The sequence below is a fragment of the Streptococcus mitis genome, from assembly GCF_023109515.1.
GTDB classification, from domain to species: domain Bacteria; phylum Bacillota; class Bacilli; order Lactobacillales; family Streptococcaceae; genus Streptococcus; species Streptococcus mitis_CS.
In genome coordinates this window covers 236,755-260,156 of sequence record NZ_JALDUM010000001.1, presented here as the reverse complement: position 1 = coordinate 260,156, position 23,402 = coordinate 236,755, and the positions used below count along the sequence as shown (strand labels likewise).

The window sequence follows — 23,402 nt, the reverse complement described above, 5'->3', positions numbered from 1 at the left end:
ATTAGTAAAGATATTCATCCCCACAGTCATTCTTAAACGAACCACGCTAATAACTCTAACTAATACAGTAGTTACCAATAATAATCATACGCTTAAGAAAACACCTATAAATAATGAACAAAATAATTTTCTTATTTTAGCAATTCTGAAACTGGTTCGAAAACAATTTTTTCAATGTCAGAAAGGTAAATTGCCAATTGTTGTTGCTTAGTAAAGAATTCTGATAAGAGGCTATTCCCTTGAATCTGCTTACCAAAGCCTTCCATTTTCGCTTGAAAGGAAGCGTCTGGCATTTGACCTGTCTGTGCCAGTCTTTGAATTTCGTCTTGGAAGGCAACATATTCTGTAAAAATTTTGCTTGCCTCAGCATCTGCTGAAATAGCATCTTTAGCTGCTTTGACAGCCTTGTATTCTGGTAATTCGCGTAGACCGCGACTGAGTTCGTTTGCACTATCGTAAATATTTGACATAATTTTCTCCTTACTTGATGACGACTGTGTAGTCGGTATTTTCTGTTATGAGATGCTCAGCTCTTTCCAAGTCTTGAGCATTTTTAAATGAAATTTGTAGAATCCCGTGAATATCCTCACGGTTTTCCTCATTGATGTGAATATTAACCAAGGAAGTTCCACGTAACAGTTCCAAAATCCTCAGGATGACATCTTCTTCATCGGGAACATCGACATAGAGGTCATAAGAGCTATCCACACCGCCACGCTTATGAATTTCCATGGCCTGACGTTGCTCACGCGCTTGATTGAAAAAATTCCAGATTTGCTCCTCATCTCCCTTGCTGATAGCCTGACTAACCTCATCCAAACGTTCCTTAAAATCCTCAATCCGCTCTAGGATAGTCTCACGATTGGACAAGAGAATGGAGGTCCACATCCCTGGCTCGCTTTCCGCAATCCGAGTCATATCTCGAAAACCACCTGCCGCAAAGCGCCTTGCCATCTCATGTTCTTGAGCATAGACCGCGGTCTGTTCCATGAGACTAGAAGCCAGAATATGTGGAAAATGGCTAATCTGAGAAGTCACCCGATCATGCTCCTTGGCATCAATTTCGATAAAGCGAGCATGAAGACCTGAAAGCAGAGCCTTCATTTCCTCAAGCGTGTCCTGACCTGTCAGACTCGAAGGCGTAAAGATATAATAGGCATTTTCAAAGAGATTAACATCCGCAGAAGCAGCCCCTGTCTTGTGACTACCAGCCATAGGATGGGCTCCTACAAAACGAATCGACTTGCCAACCAAATACTGCTCCGCTACATCTACAATAGCTGACTTGGTTGACCCAGCATCTGAAATAATGACGCCTTCTTTCAAGTCCAAGTTGGCCAATTCCTTAATGAAAGCAATGGTTTGTTTGATTGGCAAGCTGAGAATAATAATATCCGCAAGAGGAGCAAAACTGGCAAAATCATCCGTTGCACGGTCAATCATGCCTTCTTTCAAGGCGATATCTCTCGAAGCTTGACTGCGATTATAGCCTAAAATTTCATAATCTGGATGATCGCGTTTGATACCAAGTGCCATCGAGGCACCGATCAAACCAAGACCCGCGATATAGACTGTTTTTGCCATAGGAACTCCTTAATAGTTCTTTGTATAGTCTCGGTGTTTGGCTACCGCTTCTTTTAATTCCTCTAGATTGTCTGATGAGAATTTTTCAAGGATTTCTTGTGCCAGAACCGTTGCCACAACAGCTTCCATGACCACTCCTGCAGCTGGAAGAGCGGTCGGATCACTTCTCTCAACAGTTGCCTTATAGGGTTCATGGGTTTCGATATCCACACTCATAAGTGGTTTGTAGAGAGTAGGAATGGGCTTCATAACTCCACGAACAACGATAGGTTGCCCATTGGTCATACCACCTTCAAAGCCCCCTAGATTGTTGGTACGGCGAGTATAGCCGTCTTCTTTAGACCAGAGAATTTCATCCATAACTTGGCTACCTTTGCGGTAACCAGCCTCAAATCCAAGACCAAATTCCACCCCTTTAAAGGCATTGATAGAGACAACTGCCTGAGCCAATCGCGCATCCAATTTTCTGTCCCATTGAACATAAGAACCGAGGCCAACTGGAACACCTCCGACGACTGTCTCCACAACTCCTCCGATGGTATCACCGTCACGTTTGATTTGGTCAATATAGTCCTTGATTTCCTGTTCTCGTTCTTGGTTGACAATAGAAACTTCAGACTGGGCAGCTCTTTCCTTAATCTCAGCCACTGTCAGATTTTCAGGTACATCGATTTCCTTGCCACCAAAGACCACGACATGGTTGGCAATCTCCATATCCAATTCAGCCAAGAGGCGTTTGGCTACAGCCCCGACTGCCACTCGCATGGTGGTTTCACGAGCTGATGAACGTTCCAAAGAATTTCGCAAATCGTCAAAACGGTACTTGATGCCCCCTACCAAATCGGCATGTCCTGGACGTGGATGGGTGATTTTTCGTTTGCTTTTAAGGCGTTCTTCAATGTCCTCTGCAGACATGATATCCAACCATTTCTGGTGGTCCTTATTGATGACATCCATGGTAATGGGAGCTCCTGTCGTCTTCCCGTGGCGCACGCCCGAAGTAAAGACAACCTGGTCACTCTCAATCTTCATACGACCACCGCGGCCGTAGCCACCCTGACGGCGTTTAAGGTCTCCATTAATATCCTCAGCTGTCAAAGGTAGTCCAGCTGGAATTCCTTCAATAATAGCCGTCAGACGGGGACCGTGTGATTCTCCTGCAGTTAAATATCTCATACGTTCTCCTTATTTTACCAAGTAGTCTTTCATCTCTTCCAGAGAAACTGGGTGAATGGTTGCCGAACCAAGCTCTGGTACCAAGACCAACTTCAAGGTATTGCCACGCGCTTTCTTGTCATGAGTAAGAGCCTGATAAAGCTTATCAACATCCCAGTTTTCATAGTCAACAGGCAAGCCAAATTTCTGACACATTTCTGTGATGGACTGGGTAATGCCAGCTGGCATAAGGCCTTTTTCCTCAGCAACCTTGGAAATCTGCACCATGCCCATGGCCACAGCTTCTCCATGCATGACTTTTCCATAACCGGCCGTTGCTTCAATGGCATGACCAATAGTGTGGCCAAAGTTAAGGTAAAGGCGTACACCATTGTCCAACTCATCCTCAACTACCATCTTGCGCTTAACCTGACAAGAATGTTCAATCAAAGTCTCCGCATGTTCCAGAATGCTCTCTACAGAACCATCCAGCTCCGTCAATAGAGTCCATAGTTCTGGATCCTCAATCAAGCCATACTTGATAACTTCACCCATTCCTTCAATCAACTCTCTTTTTCCGAGGGTTTCAAGAACAAGTGGGTCAATCAGAACCCCATCTGGTTGGGCAAAGGTCCCCACCATATTCTTAGCAAATGGAGTATTGACGCCCGTCTTTCCACCGATTGAAGAATCCACCTGGGCAGTCAAACTAGTCGGAATCTGAACAAAGTGAATACCCCGCATATAGGTAGAGGCTACGAAACCAGCCAGGTCCCCAACGACACCACCTCCGAGAGCCACGATTCCATCGCTACGAGTCAGACCTTGCTTGACTAAAAATTCATAGACTTTCTGAACAGTAGTTAAATTCTTTCTTTCTTCGCCTTCTAAAAAGTCAAAAACTGCTACCTGAAAACCAGCATCTTCTAGGCTGAGCTTGACCTTCTCTGCATAAAGAGAAGCTACATGGTTATCTGTAACAATGACTACCTTTTGTGGTTGCCAGAGTTCTCGCAACCATTGACCAGCCTGAGCCAGACAGCCTTTTTCAATCTGAATATCATAAGGATGATGAGGAATATCGATTCTGATTTTCATAGGAGAGTCTCCTTTTCTTTATTGGTATTTTTCTGTTAAAGACTGCCAAATCTCTTCTGTTGGCATTTCCTTGCCTGTCCACAGTTGAAAAGCCTCTGCAGCTTGATAGAGCAACATTCCCAGACCATTGACAACTGGATTCCCCTGACTTCTGGCCCATTTCAAAAATGGTGTTTCAAAGGGTTGGTAAATGATATCTGCTACTAAAAGAGTTTCTGATAGGACAATGTTTTCAGGAACTGGAGATGATTGACCATCCATCCCTACACTTGTTGCATTGACCAGTAAATCCGACCCAGCAATCCTTGCTTGCAGTTCAGGAACATCTTCTAAAGCATACAAGTCCACCTTAAAACCTGTCTGCTCCTGTAACTTGTCTAGGTATGGTCTTGTTTTTTCCATGGAAACTGAACGAACAAAGACTGAAATCTGACTGACACCATCCAAAATAGCCTGTGCCAAGATTGATTTAGCCGCACCACCTGCACCAAGCAGGGTCATCTTTTTACCTGAAATTGTAAAAGAAGGCAAGCTCTTAAAAAATCCCTTGCCATCTGTATTATATCCAATTAAATTGCCATTCTCATTGACAACAGTATTAACCGCACCAATCAAGCGCGCTTCATCGCTCAATTCATCCAAATAAGAAATCACCTGCTCCTTATAGGGCATGGACAGGTTGATGCCAAACATCTGGTAGCGACGAATATTGGCCACTGTTTCTGCCAAGTCACCCGCTTCAATCTCCCAAGCCACGTAAGCACCATTGGTAGCTGTCGCCTCAAAGGCGCTATTGTGAATAAATGGGGAAATAGAATGCTTAATAGGATTGGCAACAACGGCAGCTAAACGTGTATAGCCATCAAGCTTCATCCAAAATCTCCCGAATTTTTTTCATATTAGCTAGGGAAATCTGACCTGGGGCACTTGCCTCATCTAGACTAGCAAAGGACCAGCTAGAACCAGTCACATCTGCAGTGATACGAGAGACCTTGCCCACCTTACCCATAGAAATAGTTACATATTCCTGCTCAGGATTGAGGGTTTTAAAGCCTCGTGTATAGTTCATCAAGTCTAGCACATCCTGCTCCGTGTGAGCCATCACCGCAACCTTAACAAGTTTTGGATTTAAGCTCGTCAACTCTGACAAGATTTCCATCATGTTCTCAGGTGTTTCTTGGAAATTGTGGTAACTCAAAATGAGATTTGGGAAGTCCAGCATTTCCTCAAAAACATCCTTGTAGCTATAGTACTCAAAATCAATATAATCTGGTTGATAGAGTTGCGCCACTTCCTTGATTAGATGGATATATTCTTCTGGAGAAAGGTCGATTTGTCCCCCTTCAGAGCGAGTTCGCAACGTGAAAACCAATTCACGACCTGCGAATTTTTCAAAAATAGCTGGAGCCACCTGCAAAATCGCTTCTTTAGGCAGATAGTCGGCACGCCATTCAATGATGTCGGCATCCAGATACCTCGTGGCATCCAGAGCCTGAGCCTCCTCTAAACTTCTTGGCATTACTGAAACGATTAATTTCATTTACTAACCTTCATACTAATCACCTTGAGGTAATTACTACTTTCATCTTTTTTATTATAGGCAAAATCTGCTGGAAGACCGTATTTATTTAAAATCTGGTAACTTCTTCCTGCAAAGCCTTTATCAATTTGTTCTGTAAATTTCTGGCGGGATACATTGGCAGCATTGGTACTGGCAATGATAATCCCTCCCTGATTTAAAATCTCAAGACTCTGGGAAATCAACTTGTGATAATCCTTGGCCACAGAGAACGTTTGTTTTTTGTTCCGAGCAAAGCTAGGCGGATCTAGGACAATCACATCATAGGTCAAGCCTTTTCGTTTGGCATACTTGAAATACTCAAAGACATCCATGACTATAAAACGATGGTCGTCTGTACTGATTCCGTTTGCCTGAAAATGTGCTTGAGACAATTCTCGTGAACGTTTGGCTAAATCAACCGAAGTTGTCTGACTTGCTCCTCCCATGGCCGCAGCTACTGAAAAGGCTGCTGTGTAGGAAAACATATTGAGCAAGGATTTACCCATAGCCAATCCATCCACTAAACTACCGCGAACTTCATGCTGGTCTAGGAAAACCCCTGTCATCAAGCCATCGTTCATAAAGACTTGATACAGAACACCATTTTCCAAAACAGTAAAGAAGTCAGGTGCTTCTTGACCATAAACATGGGCAGATTCATAGTCCAAACCCTTAAAACGGATCTTCTCATAGGTCCCTAAAACCTCAGGAAAAACCTGTCTAAAAGCTTCTGAGATAACTTTGCGAATCTGATACACATAAGAGTTATACCAAGAAAAGACAGCATAGTCGCCATAAAGGTCCACTGTCAGACCGCCAAAACCATCTCCCTCTTGGTTGAAGAGACGAAAGGCAGTTGTCAATTCATCTTGATAGTAGGCTTTTCTCTTTTCTTTAGCTTGTCTAAACAGCGTTTCAAAGAAAGCTTGATTAAAGGTCACCTTGTCTGTGCTCACAAACCAGCCCAAGCCCTTGTTTTGCTGAGAAAGGTAGGCAGTCCCAAGAAAGTTTCCTTCTTGACGATAGACTTCTACTTCCTGATCCTTGAGATTGATATTCTCAAGATCGCTGGCTTCTAGTAAAACTAGCCCTTTAGCGAGCTTCTTTTCAACCCGTTTGCTGACTCTTATTCTATTCATAGTCACTATTATAGCAAATTTTGTGACAATTCTCAAAAAAGAAACTACCCTTGCTTTTTTACTCTAGTTTTAAAAAATGGTATACTAATACTAATAAAAACTTAGGAAGTAATTGTGTGAGAATCAATTTTAACAAAATCCAAAAAGCCATGGGTACCAGACTGGGTTTTGTCCTAACCCTTTTAATCCTCTATTGGCTCAAGACCTTACTAGCCTATACCGTTGACTTTAATTTAGATATTCAAGTAGGCAAATTGCAGGGAAATTACCTTGCCTTTATCGCCTTTTTCAACCCCCTTCCTTTGGGACTCCTCCTGCTGGCTCTAGCTCTCTATGCTCGCTCAACCAAGACCTTTTACAGTCTTAGTATAGCTATTTACAGCCTTTTATTCATTTGGCTTTATTCCAATGTCTTTTACTATCGAGAATTTAGTGACTTTATCACGGCCAATACCATGAAAGTGGTCAGTAAGGTATCTGTTGGTACTGCAGAACTAGAGTTACTGCGTTTTTGGGATTTCATCTATTTTATGGATTTCCCACTGCTGGCTTATCTTCTCTATAAAAAGATCATCCAGCTGGATAGGAGACCTTTCAAATTCCGCTCCAGTGTTGCTATCACTGCTCTCTCGGCTCTGCTCTTTTCAGCTAACCTTTTCTTGGCTGAAATTGAGCGTCCCGATCTCCTGTCACGAGGATTTTCTAATTATTATATTGTTCGTGCCCTTAGTTTGCCAGCCTTTTTAGGCTATAGTGCCAACCAATCCTACAGTACAAACAAAGAACGTGCCAAGGCCTCTGAGACTGATCTTCAACCTATTACAGATTATATTCAAGAACATTCTGCTAAGCCCAATCCAGACTATTTTGGCCTTGCCAAAGGGAAAAATGTGATTTATCTCCACTTAGAGAGTTTTCAGCAGTTCCTACTGGACTATAAACTCAACATAGATGGAACTGAGCATGAAGTCACTCCCTTCCTTAATTCCCTCTACCATTCGCAAGCAACCCTAGCCTTTTCGAATATCTTTAACCAAGTCAAGGCTGGTAAAACCTCAGATGCGGAAACCATGCTAGAAACCGGTTTGTTTGGGCTTGACCAAGGTTCTTTCATGGTCAACTACGGTGGTACCAATACCCAGCAGGCTGCGCCTTTTATCCTATCAAAAAATGGCTACCAATCAAGTGCAGTCTTTCATGGTAACATTGGGACCTTCTGGAACCGAAATACGACCTACAAACAGTGGGGCTACCAATACTTCTTTGACGCATCCTATTTTACCAAGCAAGACAGTAGCAATTCTTTCCAATATGGTTTAAATGATAAAATCATGATGAAAGATTCTATCCAATATCTAGAGCACTTGCAGCAGCCTTTTTATGCTAAGTATATCACGGTGTCCAATCACTATCCCTATGCTAGCAATCTGACAGGCGATGAGCTTGGTTTCCCACTGGCTAAAACCAAAGATGAAACCATCAATGGCTACTTCCAAACAGCTAACTATCTGGATAGTGCTATCAAGGCCTTCTTTGACTATCTCAAAGAAAGTGGCCTCTATGAAAATTCCATCATCGTCATCTACGGAGACCATTATGGCATTTCTAACTCCCGCAATCCTGAGCTGGCTCCCTTGATTGGCAAGACTTCTGAGAACTGGTCGAATTACGACAATGCCATGTTGCAACGAGTGCCTTTTATGGTGGTCATGCCTGGCTATGAAAAAGGACAAATCATCAATACCTACGGTGGACAAATCGATATCTTACCGACTCTCGAACACCTCCTTGGTATTGAGTCCAATTCCTTCCTTCAAGTTGGACAAGATCTTCTGTCTCCAGATCATCAAGAAATCGTTGCCTTTCGGACTGCAAATTCCTTCGTCACACCAAAATATACCAGCTACGACGGACGAACCTACTACACTGAGAGCGGTCTTGAAATCAGCAATCTTGATGAACAAGCTCAGACTGAACTAGAAATTGTTCGTCAAGCAGCTAGTCAACAGCTAAAAATCAGCGACCAAATTCAAACTGGTGATTTGATACGTTTCTACCAAGCTGATCATCTTGGAAAAGTTGATACAGAAAGTATTTCTTACCTCAATTCCTTACCAATTCTGCAAAAGATTGAGCAGGAAAAAGGTAGTCAATCAACCAGTCTCTTTAGCCAACGACAAGGTAAAACCAGTGCTGACCTTTTCAAGGCACCAAGTTACCAAGAACTCCATCCAGAGTCTGCAGAAACTGAATCAAAATCACAATAAAAGATGCTCTTCCATCGTGGAGGAGCATTTCTTTTTATAAAATAAAATTCAACGAAAATCAAAGAGGAAACTGGCCTCAGGTTAACTGCGAGATTGTAAGTAGAGAGGTTGTATCAGCAATATATGTCTGTCAAATTTAGTGACGAAGATAGTAGAAGAAATATGAGGATATAAATCAGCTTCGGCAGGTATCTGGAAAATTTGATTTTATAGAAAAGCCTTCTGTTACAAACTCAATATACTATCAATAAATAATATTATAGAAGCAACAATAATTATAATTTCACCTATCTGCATAATTCTATTTCGAAATCTAAATATATGTTCTATCAAAAATACTTGGATCACACACATTATAGGAATTAACGTTTTTGAAATTGAAAAATATCCAAATAAATAAACTATAAACAACAATAATAGAACTATATTATATTTCTTATTCAAAACATTCCTCCCTATATATTTTTGATTACCAATCTTAATCATTTACAACTACATTCTAACAAACTATAAAAGCGTTTGTCGAATTGAATTTATCAAGCAAGCGACCAACTATCTCATCTTTTTTCTATTTCCGTCAATATGCGTGACAGGTAGTAATGATATCCAAAAATAGCAAGACCAAGCAGAAGGATAAGAGCTCCTACTCCCAAGCTAATGGCAAGGATAGTGGAGAGAGACTGAACCAAGAATAAGCTCCCTATTACAAGGGCCATTAAGATTGCACTATAAACCAAAATTAAAACAATTGCTACTATACGATTTGAACGGTTCACCAAGTCCGTAATGCTACTCCAATTAGTTGACAGATTTTTCACGTCCTTAAAGTAATTGTGGCAAGAAAGGATGACACTGGCAAGGATCCATGCCACAAGAAGATAAATCATCGAAAAGATGGGCAAGCCTAGATATAGAGAAAGGCCAAGTAAAGTCAGGACTGGTAAAAAGGACTGGACAGCAAATATAATCCAAAATTTCACTTTCACATAACGAGCAAAGTCAAAGGGTAAACTCTTCAGAAAATCAACATTTTCCCTCTCCAAGGACAAGGCAATTGAATGCAGGCTGGTGATATTGTTATTGACAACTGCTATAAAGAGAGCTATAAAAAACAAGGGTAACCAATATGGAGGATGAATGTCTGGAACTATCTGAGAATCTCGGATGTTGGAAATCAGACCAATCATCATGAGATAAGGAAGGAAAGCACTTGTAAAAAGCACTGTAATCACACCAGTTCCCTGTCCCAAGAGGGTGAGGTGGTAGCGTAAAACCATACGGAAAAAGCCCTTTTTATTAGTAGTTGAAATTCTCTCCTTATTGCGACGTTCTTTTTTGACCTTCTCCTCACTATTAAGCAGAATCACGTCATAAAAACGAGGAAAAACCTTCTTTTTACTCAAGTAAAGCAAGAAGAGAGTTAGTCCTATCCAAGCGAGCAGACCCAGGATGGCTTCTGTCGAAAAAGGCTCCACTGCTATTTTGTAAAAGAGATGAAGAGGATAAAGGAGAAATGGAATGTCTCTAACTTTGTCAACAATACGTCCAGAAGTCGACTGTAGAAAGAAGACAAATATTAAAGGTATGAGAACTCCTATCCCAATCATCACATTCGAAAAAATAGACTGATACTTTCTGAAGACCGTAGTCTGAGCCAAGAAATGTACTGCCACTACCATCACTAAAGTAACAGAGACAAATAATAAGGTCAAGGACAGTAGCATCAAAGGCAAACCCAACCAAAGAGAAGGTGCTAGCCTAATGTAGAGGACTAGAAAATAAGCTAGGATTGGTACAATTCCAGCTAGAGCTGGCAAGAGGACAGACAGACCTTTGGCCATTATAATCTCTGATTCTTTAAAGGCATAGGGCCTATAGGAGGCCAGGTCCTTACTCTCATAAAAGACATTGTAAAATGCAGTGAAAGAAGTTGAAAAGGCAAGCACCAGTAAAATAGCAACCATCGTACTAAAAAAACTTGGCATTTCCTCAAAAGGAAAACGAAAGGCTATATTTATAAACATTAAGAGCGTCAAGAGACTAGAAAAAATGTAAGAACTTAGGACTCTAGCGGAAGCATTTACTTTTTTCCCAGGATTCTTAGCCTGCTTCTTTCGTAGGTTAGCCAGATTAGCTTCTTGAGATGAATAGAGGATATTGATATCCACTAATTTTTTAATGACCTTGAGACGCATCTGAAACCTCCTCTTTTCTACCAGCAAGGCTAAGGTAGATACTTTCCAAAGACTGGTCTGGATGGTCTTTTCTCAAGTCCTCTACGCTACCACAATAAATCAAATGCCCTTTTTTCAAAATGGCAATCCGATCACAGACTTGCTCAGCTACCTCTAGGACATGAGTTGAAAACAAGACTGTCTTCCCTTTTTGTGCATGTTCCTTCATCATTTTCTTCAAATCAAAGGCAGCCTGGGGATCCAAACCAGTCAAGGGTTCGTCCAAGACCCAAATATCAGGATCGGACAAGAGTGCTCCGATGACAAAGACTTTCTGACGCATTCCGTGAGAAAAAGTTTCAATGACCTGATAGCGGTTTTCAGCAAAATCAAAAATTTTCAATAGCCTAGCTAGACTAGCTTCCAAGTCAGAGCTAGTCAGATCATAGGATGAAGCAATCAATTCCCAAAATTCATTGGCCGTTAAGCGTAAAAATAAGTCAGGCGAGTCTGCTACGTAGCCAATCTTCCGTTTGATCGCCAAGCGATTTTCCGATAAATCCTGACCGTCCACCAAAATACGACCACTGCTGGGCGAAATGATACTGACTAGGGATTTTATAGTGGTCGATTTTCCAGCCCCATTATGGCCAATCAAGCCCATAATCTCCCCATTTTCAATCTGCAAATTGAGATTGCTCAAAGCCTCTTTATCACCATACAACTTACTAACATTTTGAAATTCAATCATGAGAAATCTCCTCTCTTTATCTATGTAATTTACTATAATTATAGCGCTTTCATTTTAAAAATCAACATTTTATATAAAATAGTCAAAAACTTATTATTCAGTTTTACGCAAACGTTTGAGCTAACCGATACTTTATGATAGAATAAAGAACAAGATTGACAAGTAAGAGGAAACATCATGCAAAATCAAACACTCATGCAATACTTTGAATGGTATCTGCCCCACGATGGTCAGCACTGGACGCGTCTGGCTGAAGATGCTCCACACCTAGCTCATCTGGGGATTAGCCACGTCTGGATGCCACCAGCTTTTAAGGCAACCAATGAAAAAGATGTAGGTTATGGGGTCTATGACTTATTCGACTTAGGAGAGTTTAATCAAAAAGGAACTGTCCGCACCAAGTATGGTTTTAAAGAGGACTATCTTCAAGCCATTCAAGCCCTAAAAGCACAGGGAATTCAACCTATGGCCGATGTGGTGCTCAATCACAAGGCTGCTGCTGATCACATGGAAGCCTTTCAGGTTATTGAAGTGGATCCTGTAGACCGTACAGTTGAACTTGGGGAACCCTTCACCATCAATGGCTGGACTAGCTTTACCTTCGATGGTCGCCAAGATACCTACAATGACTTCCACTGGCACTGGTACCACTTCACCGGTACAGACTATGATGCCAAACGCCGAAAGTCTGGGATTTATCTGATTCAAGGAGACAACAAGGGGTGGGCAAATGAGGAATTGGTCGATAATGAAAACGGTAACTATGACTACCTCATGTATGCCGACCTAGACTTTAAACATCCTGAAGTCATCCAAAATATCTATGACTGGGCTGACTGGTTCATGGAAACGACTGGTGTAGCTGGTTTCCGCTTGGATGCCGTTAAACACATTGACTCTTTCTTCATGAGCAATTTTATCCGTGATATGAAGGAAAAATACGGTGAGGATTTCTATGTTTTTGGTGAATTTTGGAATCCTGACAAGGAAGCCAATCTAGACTATCTTGAAAAAACGGAAGAACGATTCGACCTTGTTGATGTTCGTCTCCACCAGAATCTCTTTGAAGCCAGTCAAGCTGGCGCAAACTATGACCTTCGTGGTATTTTCACAGATAGCTTGGTTGAACTCAAACCTTACAAGGCTGTAACCTTTGTCGACAACCACGATACCCAACGTGGTCAGGCTCTTGAGTCTACTGTTGAAGAATGGTTCAAACCAGCAGCCTATGCCCTCATTCTATTACGCCAAGACGGCCTTCCATGTGTCTTTTACGGAGACTACTATGGGATTTCAGGGCAGTATGCTCAGCAAGATTTCAAAGAAGTCCTTGACCGCCTCCTAGCTATCCGAAAAGATTTGGCTTATGGAGAACAAAATGACTACTTTGATGATCCTAACTGTATTGGTTGGGTACGCTCAGGTGCTGAAAATCAATCCCCAATCGCAGTCTTGATTTCAAATGACCAAGAAAACAGCAAATCAATGTTTGTCGGCCAAGAATGGGCTAACCAAACCTTTGTAGATTTACTTGAAAACCACCTAGGTCAAGTTACAATTGATGAGGAAGGTTATGGACAATTTCCAGTCTCAACTGCTTCGGTAAGTGTCTGGGCAGCCAATACAATCTAATTGCCAATGATTATCAAGCCAGATCCAAACGGATTTGGCTTTTTTGTAGTCAAAAAGACCTACCCACCAAATGGATAGATCTTTACTTGATTACAATTTACCTGCTACTGCATCCAACAATTCTTGGATCTTAGCTTGGTTGCTTCCTCCTGCCATGGCCATGTCTGGTTTACCACCACCACGTCCATCAACGATTGGTGCCAATTCTTTGACAAGGTTTCCTGCATGAAGGTCTTTTGTCTTACTTGCTACAAGGACATTGACTTTGTCACCGATAGCAGCAACTAGGACAAGAAGATCAGAGTAGTCTTTTTGTTTCCAGTTGTCCGCAAAGGTACGAAGGGCACCTGCATCTGATACAGAAACTTGACTAGCAATGTAACGGTGACCATTGACTTCCTTCACATCCTTGAAGATATCGCCTGCGGCTGCAGCTGCGGCTTTTTCTTTCAATTCAGCATTTTCTTTTTGAAGTTGACGAAGTTGTTCTTGAAGTCCTTCTACCTTGTGAGGTACTTCCTTGACTTGAGGTGCTTTCAAGGTCGCTGCGACAGCTTTAAGAGCGTCCTCTTGTTCACGGTAGGCTTCAAAGGCTTCCTTACCAGTCACTGCCAAGATACGGCGAGTTCCTGATCCAATCCCTTCTTCTTTGACAATCTTGAAGAGGCCAATTTCAGAAGTATTGCCAACGTGGGTACCACCACAAAGCTCGATAGAGTAGTCACCGATAGTAACAACACGGACTTCTTTGCCGTATTTCTCACCAAAGAGAGCCATAGCTCCCATTTCTTTGGCAGTGTCAATATCCGTTTCAACTGTCTTAACCTCAAGAGCTTCCCAGATTTTTTCGTTGACTTGCTGCTCAATCGCACGCAATTCTTCAGCAGTTACAGCTTGGAAGTGGGTAAAGTCAAAGCGAAGGAATTCAACTTCATTAAGAGATCCTGCCTGAGTTGCATGGCTTCCAAGGATATTGTGAAGGGCAGCGTGAAGCAAGTGAGTCGCAGTGTGGTTTTTCATGACACGGTGACGACGATTTGTATCAATTGCCAAGGTATATTCTTGGTTCAAGGCAAGCGGTGCAAGAACTTCAACCGTGTGAAGTGCTTGTCCGTTTGGTGCTTTTTGAACATTTGTCACAGTAGCTACAACCTTGCCTGACCCATCCAAGATTTGTCCATGGTCAGCTACCTGTCCACCCATTTCAGCATAGAATGGCGTTTCCGCAAAGATAAGTGAGGCAGTTCCTTCTGATACAGCTTCTACTTCTGCATTGTCAGCCACGATAGCCACCAATTTAGAAGATAATTGGCTAGCATTGTAGTTGAAGACACTTTCTACAGTGATGTTTTGAAGGGTTTCATTTTGCATACCCATTGAACCACCTTTAACAGCTGACGCACGCGCGCGTTCTTGCTGTTCTTTCATGGCTGCTTCAAATCCTTCACGGTCAACAATCATCCCAGCTTCTTCAGCGATTTCTTCAGTCAATTCAACTGGGAATCCATAAGTGTCATAAAGTTTGAATACATCTTGACCAGCAATGACAGATTGACCTTTTTCTTTCAAGTCTGCCACAATGCCTTGGGCAAAGTGTTGACCTGAGTGAAGGGTACGAGCAAATGACTCTTCTTCACTCTTAACGATTTTTTCGATAAAGTCACGTTTTTCAAGCACTTCTGGGTAGTAGCTTTCCATGATTTTACCAACAGTTGGAACCAATTTGTAAAGGAAAGGCTCGTTGATTCCCAATTTTTGACCATGCATAGAAGCACGACGGAGAAGACGGCGAAGGACGTAACCACGACCTTCATTTCCTGGAAGGGCACCATCACCGATGGCAAATGAAAGTGAACGGATGTGGTCTGCGATGACCTTAAAGCTCATGTTGTCGCCATCTTGGTCATAGACCTTACCAGACAATTTCTCCACTTCACGAATGATTGGCATGAAGAGGTCTGTTTCAAAGTTGGTCTTAGCCCCTTGGATAACTGCCACCAAACGCTCCAAACCAGCGCCCGTATCAATGTTCTTGTGTGGCAATTCCTTGTATTCGCTACGAGGAACAGCAGGATCTGCGTTAAATTGTGACAAAACGATGTTCCAGATTTCAATGTAACGGTCGTTTTCGATATCTTCTGCAAGAAGGCGAAGACCTATATTTTCTGGGTCAAAAGCCTCTCCACGGTCAAAGAAAATTTCTGTATCAGGTCCAGAAGGTCCTGCACCGATTTCCCAGAAGTTGTCCTCAATAGGAATCAAGTGACTTGGGTCCACTCCTACCTCAATCCAGCGGTTATAAGAATCTTTATCATCTGGATAGTAGGTCATGTAAAGTTTCTCAGCTGGGAAGTCAAACCATTCTGGGCTTGTCAAAAGCTCATAAGCCCAAGTGATGGCTTCGTCACGGAAGTAATCTCCAATAGAGAAGTTCCCCAACATTTCAAACATGGTATGGTGACGTGCAGTCTTCCCTACGTTTTCAATATCGTTGGTACGGATAGCCTTTTGGGCATTGGTAATACGTGGATTTTCAGGGATAATGGTCCCGTCAAAGTATTTCTTAAGGGTTGCTACCCCAGAGTTGATCCACAAAAGTGTTGGGTCATTTACAGGAACCAAACTCACTGATGGTTCTACAGAGTGACCTTTGGTCGCCCAGAAATCAAGCCACATTTGGCGTACTTGTGCACTAGATAGTTGTTTCATATTGTCTCCTTATTTACTTGTTTAATGTGATTGGCTTTCCAGCATTTCCACATAGTCAATCGCGACACAGAGGGAAATGACTAGGTCTGCATAAGCGTCCTCAAGGACCGTTACGGTATAGGTAGAGGTCAGATGGAAAAGTTCCTTCTTAATTTCCGCAATCATCTGATCGCGATCATCCAGCAATTTGAAATTCAAATCCCAGATATTGCCCTCTATACGAAGACCTAGATTATCAAACTCATACTTATCTCGCCAGACGGTCAACTTCTTACGAATGACAAAACTCGAGCCATCCCGAAGCTGAATTTCAAAACGAGGAAGCAAGGTCAAGATTTCTTTACTAATCTGACTGACCTGTTCACCAGTCGCATCATAGATAGTAAAAGTTTTGGGAATCTTAAAAAATGATCCTTCCACCTGATAGGCGATTTCTCCCCTGTCATCCTTGATAGCGAAGCGTTCGCCTCCAAGACGAAACTTTTGTTTGACAAGAAATGTTTTCATCAACACCTCCAAAAATCAAAAGACAAGTTCATATCACGAAGGGCGAAAAACCGCGGTACCACCTTCATTCAATGAACTTGTCATTCTCTTATTCTTATGCAATTGTATGATTGAGTAGCATGACTTCCTAGCTTAGATGGCTCGCAGCACCGCCATTTCTCTGGACTAAGACAAGTGAAAATCAATTCTCAACTTTCTTATTATATCGTTTTTTTAAGCTTGCGTCAACTGGAAATCATCTTAACTAATAGTAGTGAGGTAGGAGGGAAGACCTTTTAAAAATTTAACTACTAGTTTCGAAATGTAAGTAGTAATATTTAATTTATTTCTAAAATCTTTCTATCTAGCATAGCCCTAGAAGGCTATATAAAACCCTCCAGCGCTGTTTAGTATGTCCCCCCTACACTGATAAGATTCCACTCAGAGTAGCTTATCTTGAACAATTTTGGGGATTTTGTGTCTTCGTCATATACTACGAGATAGTGCCCTTCATCATTCCAAAACTTGCCCAATACCTCGGAGTCTCTTAAATCCATTTTCTGGTTTAAGTAGTCGCTAGTATACTCAATTTTTGGTGCATCTTTTACCCCAGCAGTAGAAAAACTGCTACCAATAAAGATAAAAGCATAAAATAGCACCACAGCAATCCCCAAGAATTTAAAGATTTTATAGTTTGTATTATTGTTTTCCATGTTTGTATATTCCTTTTCTTTCTATTTTGTGTTTCCTTAAATCCCAAGAGGGAATTTTACCCCCTTATCCAACTAAATCATTAAGCCAATTTTTTCAATCACTTCTTGGATCTCATCTAGCGATACTAGAAACCACTCTTTAGGGACAAAGCTATCTCCATTTGGTGCTATTAATTCCATATCTAACTGCTTGTCTGCAAAATAATGATGAAGAGTAGTTTCTAATTTTCGAGCGCTGAAATTTTGAACCTCAAAACTAGCTACTAAACGGACAGGAGCAAAAAGATAGGTTCCTTCTCTTTCTGAATTTGCTAACCGTTTTTCAATTTGATCCTGTGTAAAACCGATTTTATAGAGATTACTGATGTTGGCAATTTGAGGATTGCTACTCAAAGATTTCACTACATAGATATATCCAGTTGTAATTCGTTCGCTTGGACTGATAACAGTCATCACATCTTCTATCAATTCTGTTACCATTCGTCCATGGCGCGTTCTATCGTGCAGATTAGATACAAAAGAGCGGAGTAAGGCCTTCTTATTTTCTGTACCATTTTCATATACGAGATGAAGTTCAGCATTAGTATAACCATTCTTATCAGTGAAGTCTTCTCCTTTAGAAACAACATAAACCATTACTCCATTATCCACATAGAACATACCAGGTTTAATTTCTTTTTCTTTTATCACATCAGACTTTCTGACTTGACGACGACCTTCACTAATTTCATCATGAACACGAGTAAATAATCCCTGATAATCTTCAAAATTTCCCATCCGTTTACGTGTTCGTGTTTTATCACGCGCTTGAATCGTTCGTTTATAACGTGAGACATCAAATAAAGATTTTTCAGCACCATTTACTGACTCAAACAATTTATCTGATAAAATATCTGTTAAACTAGCAGGACTTGAAATAGGGGTCTCGGACTCAACTATATCTATTTTTAGTAGCCCAAAATCATCATAAGGTTCTAACTTTCGGATGCTATTAGGAGATTTTCTAATACCATTCAATCGAGAAAATAAACTGCGTTCTTTAATATTTCTAGACTTTTGTGGCTCTTGCCCATTATTTTCTCTCACCCAATCTATAATTTCTAAAAATTTCTCTACTTCATGATCTGTAACTATTTTTTTCTTAGGTTTTAAAGGAGTTATTAAATGTTCAAAATCAGAATCATTAAAAATGTCATTTAAGTTTTTGAAATCAGTCATTACCGCTCTCCATCTTCAGCTTCATCTGAGATAATTGTAACAAAGCATAAGCAAGTCTCTGTTCGTACTTATCGTGACTTGATTTATCTGGATGACGACCATTTTCTTTCAAAAATTGCTTAATTTGAGGATAAAGAATTAACAGTTCTTCTTCAGAAAACTCCATCTTCTGACCATCCATATAATCTTGTATCAGACGTAAAGTCGGAGCATCAATTTCACGTGATATAACTTCGTAAGCTCTCTGGAAGGGATTAATCTGATCAATCAAATCAATAGATAACTCATCAATATTCACAAATTTATCTGCCATTTTTAGAAAATCTGTTTGCCCTACTCCCTCTTTCCGTTCAGCTGATTGAACCACCGATTGACTAATAAACTGTTGACGAACTTCTTCAACTTCAGCCCCACTTAAGTCAGGGTAGATTTGTTTAATGATGGCTGGAATCATCTGCTTATTAATGACTTCTGCATCCGTTCCTGCAGCAATTGCAGTTTGGATACGCGGTTCTTGCAATATACTAGCACGTAAGTCATTCAAATCATTTTCTATGATATCCTTTGTTCTCTGTGTACTAGGCTCTTTTAAGCCTTTAACAAACATTTCGGCACCAGAAGATTTCTGGTCTTCTCGGTCTTTTCGTTTGAACTTGAAATTTGGCGCTAAAACAGACTCCATCAATAGACTAGCTGTAATGGCCTTCATAACATTATTCACAGCGAAGAAAACTTCATCATCTTGAGCATCTGGTTGAGAAATGAGATTGGTAAATTGAGCGTGTGACTTATTGGAACTATCGCGTGTTACTCGACCTATAATCTGAACAATTTCTGTTAGCGACTGACGATAGCCAATCGTCAAAGCATACTCAGCATAAGGCCAGTCAAAACCTTCTTTAGCCATACCAAGTGCAATAATGATATCGAGATCATCTAAACTGCTCATCTTGTTTAGGTAATCCTGTACTTTTTCACGTTCTTCTTCTGTGACAAGGTCTGCAACTTTCAATACACGACCTGTTTCCTCAGTAACTAACCATAATCCAGTCTTAGGATCTGGAACTGCTTGCCCCAGTTCGTCTAAAATTCGGTCAACTTCATCATACTTATCCTTGGTTGACTCACCTGAGTTTACATTGGGAATATGAATAATGGTTTTCTTGCTCGTGTCCAGTACTTCGTGCAAAGCATCCGTATAACGACCACGATAAAAGTTATAGCCCATGGCAAAACTTTTCAGATATTTGTACCCCTCCAACTGTTCATAATAAGTATAGGATACCTTGTCGAATTTTTGCTCATCTTCAGGTGCCAAAATAGGTACAGAATCTCCACGGAAATAAGAGCCCGTCATAGCTACTACATGGGCTGTTGAATTGGCTAATATGTTTCTTAAGGCATTTCCTAAAACTGAATTATCATCTTGAGATACATGATGAAATTCATCGATAGCTAAAAGAACATCATTAAAATCACTATCAGCCAGCTGTTCAAAAGCAAAACGCAAGGTGGCATGCGTACAGATTAAAACTCTATCATCAGGAGACTCTGAATGCATAAAGTCTACAAACTGTTTTACCTTACTTTTACTGGTCCCTTGTTCAGTCAAATTATTTTTGGAAAGAACTTCCCAATCCCAGTAAAAACCATAATCTGTCAATTTTGTTGAACGAAACGATTTTCCGATAGATCTTTCTGGAACAGCTATAATAGCTTTTTTCAGACCTTGAGCATGTAATTTATCAAGAGCAATAAACATCAAAGCTCTCGACTTACCAGATGCAGGAGGCGCCTTAATCAATAAGTGTTGAGAAGTTCTCTTAGCATATACCCGCTCCTGCATTTCACGCATGCCAAGTGCATTATTTGATTGACTAGCACCTGTACCATTATAATTAATTTCAAATATATTTGAGGTCATTTCGCTTCCTTTTCTGTTATTTCTTTATACAGGTTCAATAAGACACTGAGCCTTTCTTCATCTGATTCAAAAGGCTTTTGCTGGTAAGCACGTTCTACGATACCATTAATTTTTTCATGTGCTTGACGAAGACGTTCATTCATCGATTTATTGGCTCCGCCGTACAATTCAGCCAAGGTTCCACCTTCTTCTTCTCTAACATCTAGCATTTCAAAAACAGCTTCTTCAAGCATATTTTTCCGAGCTTCCGAAAGTTCTGGAATTGGGAATGTATTATAGACCAGTCCAGCTGAATAACGATAATCTGTCTTTAATTTACCACCAATTGAACGAAGCCAAACCATATGCATTTTGGATTCTAAGATACCAAGAAGCCAGATAGGAGCATTGTAAATAACCATGGCGGAATCTGATACAATTGTGTTATCTTCAATAAATCCCATAGGTACATAAGTACGAGATTCTGATGATACACGTGGAACAATAATAGCTTGACAACGTTCTATATCGCCTTTTTCATATGCTTCGTCCCATTCACCTCGTTGTACAAATTTCCATGGTGTGGATGCAGTTTCTCTTGTTCCAGCAGCCTTAGAATCCAGGCGTTCTTGTCTTATATTTTCAAATAATTGATGGAATTCCTGGATCTTATCTAATTTAGTATATTCATCTTGATCAATCCAAATAGTATATCTAAAATTTCCATTAATATACTCATCTGCTCCAATATACCTTTTAAAATGTACTTCCGTTTCAGGATATCTTTGGACTAATTTATTTTTATCATCATTTGTCAGTATTATATATTTACTTCTTGGCATATTCCCGAAGACTATTTTTGGAAAATTATTTAACTTCTCTGAATCATTGTGATTAGATACAATAATATCATCTGCAAAAGCTAAGTAGGGATTTATATTCTTTCCATAACTTTCTCCCTTATCACTATATATAATTCTTTTCTTATCACTTTTATTTGAAAATCCAATAATAGTTACTGTAACTCCTGCATTATGGGCCGCGCTATTATTCCATTTAAAAGATTGATACGCAAAGGAAATTTGGCCATATCGTAGAAGAACACTCCACAAAATTGAAACTTGCTCACCTTGATTTATTGAATTTGTTGTTACAAAAGCATATTGAGCATTTTTACCATAAATAAGGTGAGTTGCCTTATAAAACCATCCCGAAATATAATCTAATTTTTTAGAAGAAATTTCTGAACAAATCACATTTTCTAGTTCCTTCTTTTGTTCCAGAGTCATTTTTTTAGAGCCTATATACGGCGGATTCCCAAATATATAAACTTCGTCATCTTCCTTAGCATTCAACACAGTTTCCCAGTCAATTCTTAGAGCATTCCCACAGACGATATTTCCAGCTTCTCTTAAAGGTAATAGTCTTGGATGGACATCAGCAAGCGCTTCTTCCATTTCCACATTCATCTGGTGTTCTGCTATATACAAGGATAGCCTTGCTACTTCATGAGCGAAATCATCCAATTCAATTCCTGAAAACTGGGAAAGAGAAATCTTAGATGCATCAGCAATCAATTCTCCTTGATAAACGGCTTTTTCATTCAAGGAGTCACGAATTTCACGCTGTTTGACTAAGATATTAATTTCTAAACGACGAAGTTCTTTATAGGTAATGATGAGGAAATTTCCAGAACCACAGGCAGGGTCTAAAAACTTGATAGAGGCCATACGAGTGAGTAAATCTTCTAACTTAGGTAAGATTTGTCGTAATTCCTTGCGACGATGTTCCTCGCTAAAGTCACCACCTCCTATATAGTAATCAGCTCGTTCTTCTAATTCCGTAAATGCTGCTCGTAAATTATCTAAAAATAGTGGTTTGATGACCTTCATAATATTGGGCACGCTAGTATAGTGCATACCCGATGTTGATCTCGCTTCTGCATTTGCCACTGTTTGGATCATTGAGCCCAAAATATCTGGATTGATTTCATTCCAGTTTAGCAACTCCCCTGCTTCAATGAGTAATTGACGAGTTCTTTTATTGAAAATAAGGTCATGATGTGGCTCTGAAAAAAGCTTACCATTTACATAGGGAAAATCTGATAACCACGACTCCAAATCCTGACGACTAAATTCAGGTATATCTAAAACAGTAAATAACTTTCTAACACACTCATTTAAGTCAGAACCATCTTCGGATGTCCTCGTCTTAATAACATTTGTGAAAGCTCCCTTGGAGATGATATTTGTATCTTCTGCAAATAGTAGAAAAAGAACACGAATCAAAAATAGATTAAATGATTTACCGTCAGTTTCAGTAATGGCTAGTTCAGGATTGATAGAAATTAGTTCGTCATAAAGTTTGGTGAAACGCTCTGCTGCTTTTACATCAGCAGGGTTTTCCTTATCATAATCAATCTTTTCAATACCATTCCAAGGTAAGAAGAAATCACAATGAGCTGGCAAATCATTAAAAGAAATTGCCAAAGTCAGCCCTGTCTGAGTATCCTTTGCATATAATTCTTGAAAATCTGTTGTAATAATAAATCTAGATTTACGAGCTTGCCCCTCCAACTCCTTATCAATCTTAGTCAGAGCAAGTAATGGCAGATTTTCAACTGTACGAAAATACAATTTATTTTTTATTATAAAATCATCAGATGCCGCTTTACTTGCTCTTGTTATGGTCGTTTTAGTAATATCAAACAATGAAACAAAATCAACAATAAATGTCGATTGATTCAGATTTTCTACTAAAACCTTGGTTCTATCCTCAATCTCAGTGATATTTAATAACTTTTTAGCCATTAGATACCTCCAAGAAACGCAAAAAGCCTACTGGATTTTCAGTAGGTTTCAGTCTATATTTTTTGCATTTTTTTATTAGGTTATATATATATATATATATATGCATTTGCGTAGTCTGGCTCATTTTGAACTCCTTTAGAATTAAATTTTCAGAGATGCTATAAACAATTCTAATAACTCTCAGCCTAAAACTATTATACCA

General features: G+C 40.2%; 18 protein-coding genes. 2 read left to right on the top strand and 16 right to left on the bottom strand.

Annotation, left to right across the window (positions count from 1 at the left end; translation table 11 throughout):
- Nucleotides 1-131: 131 nt before the first annotated feature.
- Genes M1G05_RS01360 through M1G05_RS01330 form a run of 7 tightly spaced genes read right to left on the bottom strand, consistent with a single transcriptional unit; the run spans nucleotide 132 to nucleotide 6,537 of the window.
- The gene (locus M1G05_RS01360) at nucleotides 132-470 is read right to left on the bottom strand and encodes a YlbF/YmcA family competence regulator (protein ID WP_049542908.1); all 339 of its coding nucleotides are present in this window, start codon (nucleotides 468-470) and stop codon (nucleotides 132-134) included.
- Nucleotides 471-480: 10 nt separating this feature from the next.
- Nucleotides 481-1,584, bottom strand: a complete 1,104-nt coding sequence (locus tag M1G05_RS01355) for a prephenate dehydrogenase (RefSeq protein ID WP_247952842.1) — start codon at nucleotides 1,582-1,584, stop codon at nucleotides 481-483.
- 9 nt (nucleotides 1,585-1,593) lie between these two features.
- Complete coding sequence (gene aroC / locus M1G05_RS01350) at nucleotides 1,594-2,760, bottom strand: chorismate synthase (protein WP_247952841.1); 1,167 nt, start codon at nucleotides 2,758-2,760, stop codon at nucleotides 1,594-1,596.
- A 9-nt stretch (nucleotides 2,761-2,769) separates the two neighbouring features.
- Nucleotides 2,770-3,837 carry a 3-dehydroquinate synthase gene (gene aroB, locus M1G05_RS01345; RefSeq protein ID WP_247952838.1) on the bottom strand — a complete coding sequence of 356 codons (1,068 nt, stop codon included), beginning with the start codon at nucleotides 3,835-3,837 and terminating at the stop codon, nucleotides 2,770-2,772.
- An 18-nt stretch (nucleotides 3,838-3,855) separates the two neighbouring features.
- Nucleotides 3,856-4,710: a shikimate dehydrogenase gene (locus tag M1G05_RS01340; RefSeq protein WP_247952837.1), complete on the bottom strand. Its 855-nt coding sequence runs from the start codon at nucleotides 4,708-4,710 to the stop codon at nucleotides 3,856-3,858.
- On the bottom strand, nucleotides 4,700-5,377 hold the full coding sequence (aroD, locus tag M1G05_RS01335; protein WP_247952834.1) for a type I 3-dehydroquinate dehydratase: 678 nt from the start codon (nucleotides 5,375-5,377) through the stop codon (nucleotides 4,700-4,702). Before aroD ends, M1G05_RS01340 begins: the two co-directional genes overlap by 11 nt.
- Entirely contained in the window at nucleotides 5,374-6,537 is a 1,164-nt protein-coding gene (locus M1G05_RS01330; protein ID WP_247952828.1) for a class I SAM-dependent rRNA methyltransferase, read from the bottom strand. Before M1G05_RS01330 ends, aroD begins: the two co-directional genes overlap by 4 nt.
- A gap of 149 nt (nucleotides 6,538-6,686) precedes the next feature.
- On the opposite strand from M1G05_RS01330, the gene M1G05_RS01325 reads away from it, so the two are divergent.
- Nucleotides 6,687-8,804: an LTA synthase family protein gene (locus M1G05_RS01325; protein WP_247953311.1), complete on the top strand. Its 2,118-nt coding sequence runs from the start codon at nucleotides 6,687-6,689 to the stop codon at nucleotides 8,802-8,804.
- Nucleotides 8,805-9,029: 225 nt separating this feature from the next.
- On the opposite strand, the gene M1G05_RS10050 is transcribed toward M1G05_RS01325, so the two are convergent.
- The 3 genes from M1G05_RS10050 to M1G05_RS01315 all read right to left on the bottom strand — a co-directional run bounded on the left by M1G05_RS10050 (nucleotide 9,030) and on the right by M1G05_RS01315 (nucleotide 11,729).
- Complete coding sequence (locus M1G05_RS10050) at nucleotides 9,030-9,290, bottom strand: hypothetical protein (RefSeq protein WP_080998532.1); 261 nt, start codon at nucleotides 9,288-9,290, stop codon at nucleotides 9,030-9,032.
- 71 nt (nucleotides 9,291-9,361) lie between these two features.
- Nucleotides 9,362-10,999, bottom strand: coding sequence for a hypothetical protein (locus M1G05_RS01320; protein ID WP_060628574.1), 1,638 nt, complete (start codon nucleotides 10,997-10,999; stop codon nucleotides 9,362-9,364).
- Complete coding sequence (locus M1G05_RS01315) at nucleotides 10,980-11,729, bottom strand: ABC transporter ATP-binding protein (RefSeq protein WP_060628575.1); 750 nt, start codon at nucleotides 11,727-11,729, stop codon at nucleotides 10,980-10,982. Before M1G05_RS01315 ends, M1G05_RS01320 begins: the two co-directional genes overlap by 20 nt.
- Before the next feature lie 177 nt (nucleotides 11,730-11,906).
- Here M1G05_RS01315 and M1G05_RS01310 point away from each other — a divergent pair, with 177 nt between their 5' ends.
- On the top strand, nucleotides 11,907-13,361 hold the full coding sequence (locus tag M1G05_RS01310; protein WP_060628576.1) for an alpha-amylase: 1,455 nt from the start codon (nucleotides 11,907-11,909) through the stop codon (nucleotides 13,359-13,361).
- Between the two features lie 90 nt (nucleotides 13,362-13,451).
- Here M1G05_RS01310 and alaS read toward each other — a convergent pair whose 3' ends face one another.
- From alaS to M1G05_RS01280, 6 genes are all read right to left on the bottom strand, one after another.
- Entirely contained in the window at nucleotides 13,452-16,070 is a 2,619-nt protein-coding gene (alaS, locus tag M1G05_RS01305) for an alanine--tRNA ligase (RefSeq protein WP_247931915.1), read from the bottom strand.
- 21 nt (nucleotides 16,071-16,091) lie between these two features.
- A complete protein-coding gene (locus tag M1G05_RS01300) occupies nucleotides 16,092-16,577 on the bottom strand; it encodes an LURP-one-related/scramblase family protein (protein WP_247952826.1) in 486 nt (161 codons plus the stop codon).
- Nucleotides 16,578-16,963: 386 nt separating this feature from the next.
- Nucleotides 16,964-17,269, bottom strand: a complete 306-nt coding sequence (locus tag M1G05_RS01295) for a hypothetical protein (RefSeq protein WP_000429945.1) — start codon at nucleotides 17,267-17,269, stop codon at nucleotides 16,964-16,966.
- A gap of 72 nt (nucleotides 17,270-17,341) precedes the next feature.
- Nucleotides 17,342-18,487: a GIY-YIG nuclease family protein gene (locus tag M1G05_RS01290; protein WP_247952820.1), complete on the bottom strand. Its 1,146-nt coding sequence runs from the start codon at nucleotides 18,485-18,487 to the stop codon at nucleotides 17,342-17,344.
- Nucleotides 18,480-20,411, bottom strand: a complete 1,932-nt coding sequence (locus tag M1G05_RS01285) for a DEAD/DEAH box helicase (protein WP_247952818.1) — start codon at nucleotides 20,409-20,411, stop codon at nucleotides 18,480-18,482. The genes M1G05_RS01290 and M1G05_RS01285 overlap by 8 nt, the downstream gene beginning before the upstream one ends.
- A complete protein-coding gene (locus M1G05_RS01280) occupies nucleotides 20,408-23,200 on the bottom strand; it encodes a class I SAM-dependent DNA methyltransferase (RefSeq protein ID WP_247952817.1) in 2,793 nt (930 codons plus the stop codon). Before M1G05_RS01280 ends, M1G05_RS01285 begins: the two co-directional genes overlap by 4 nt.
- Nucleotides 23,201-23,402: the final 202 nt, after the last annotated feature.

Bases quoted from the DNA above. Each gene is read 5' to 3' on its own strand.
- M1G05_RS01360 (WP_049542908.1), bottom strand. From the start codon at position 470: ATGTCAAATATTTACGATAGTGCAAACGAACTCAGTCGCGGTCTACGC.
- M1G05_RS01355 (WP_247952842.1), bottom strand. From the start codon at position 1,584: ATGGCAAAAACAGTCTATATCGCGGGTCTTGGTTTGATCGGTGCCTCG.
- aroC (WP_247952841.1), bottom strand. From the start codon at position 2,760: ATGAGATATTTAACTGCAGGAGAATCACACGGTCCCCGTCTGACGGCT.
- aroB (WP_247952838.1), bottom strand. From the start codon at position 3,837: ATGAAAATCAGAATCGATATTCCTCATCATCCTTATGATATTCAGATT.
- M1G05_RS01340 (WP_247952837.1), bottom strand. From the start codon at position 4,710: ATGAAGCTTGATGGCTATACACGTTTAGCTGCCGTTGTTGCCAATCCT.
- aroD (WP_247952834.1), bottom strand. From the start codon at position 5,377: ATGAAATTAATCGTTTCAGTAATGCCAAGAAGTTTAGAGGAGGCTCAG.
- M1G05_RS01330 (WP_247952828.1), bottom strand. From the start codon at position 6,537: ATGAATAGAATAAGAGTCAGCAAACGGGTTGAAAAGAAGCTCGCTAAA.
- M1G05_RS01325 (WP_247953311.1), top strand. From the start codon at position 6,687: ATGGGTACCAGACTGGGTTTTGTCCTAACCCTTTTAATCCTCTATTGG.
- M1G05_RS10050 (WP_080998532.1), bottom strand. From the start codon at position 9,290: ATGATTAAGATTGGTAATCAAAAATATATAGGGAGGAATGTTTTGAAT.
- M1G05_RS01320 (WP_060628574.1), bottom strand. From the start codon at position 10,999: ATGCGTCTCAAGGTCATTAAAAAATTAGTGGATATCAATATCCTCTAT.
- M1G05_RS01315 (WP_060628575.1), bottom strand. From the start codon at position 11,729: ATGATTGAATTTCAAAATGTTAGTAAGTTGTATGGTGATAAAGAGGCT.
- M1G05_RS01310 (WP_060628576.1), top strand. From the start codon at position 11,907: ATGCAAAATCAAACACTCATGCAATACTTTGAATGGTATCTGCCCCAC.
- alaS (WP_247931915.1), bottom strand. From the start codon at position 16,070: ATGAAACAACTATCTAGTGCACAAGTACGCCAAATGTGGCTTGATTTC.
- M1G05_RS01300 (WP_247952826.1), bottom strand. From the start codon at position 16,577: ATGAAAACATTTCTTGTCAAACAAAAGTTTCGTCTTGGAGGCGAACGC.
- M1G05_RS01295 (WP_000429945.1), bottom strand. From the start codon at position 17,269: ATGGAAAACAATAATACAAACTATAAAATCTTTAAATTCTTGGGGATT.
- M1G05_RS01290 (WP_247952820.1), bottom strand. From the start codon at position 18,487: ATGACTGATTTCAAAAACTTAAATGACATTTTTAATGATTCTGATTTT.
- M1G05_RS01285 (WP_247952818.1), bottom strand. From the start codon at position 20,411: ATGACCTCAAATATATTTGAAATTAATTATAATGGTACAGGTGCTAGT.
- M1G05_RS01280 (WP_247952817.1), bottom strand. From the start codon at position 23,200: ATGGCTAAAAAGTTATTAAATATCACTGAGATTGAGGATAGAACCAAG.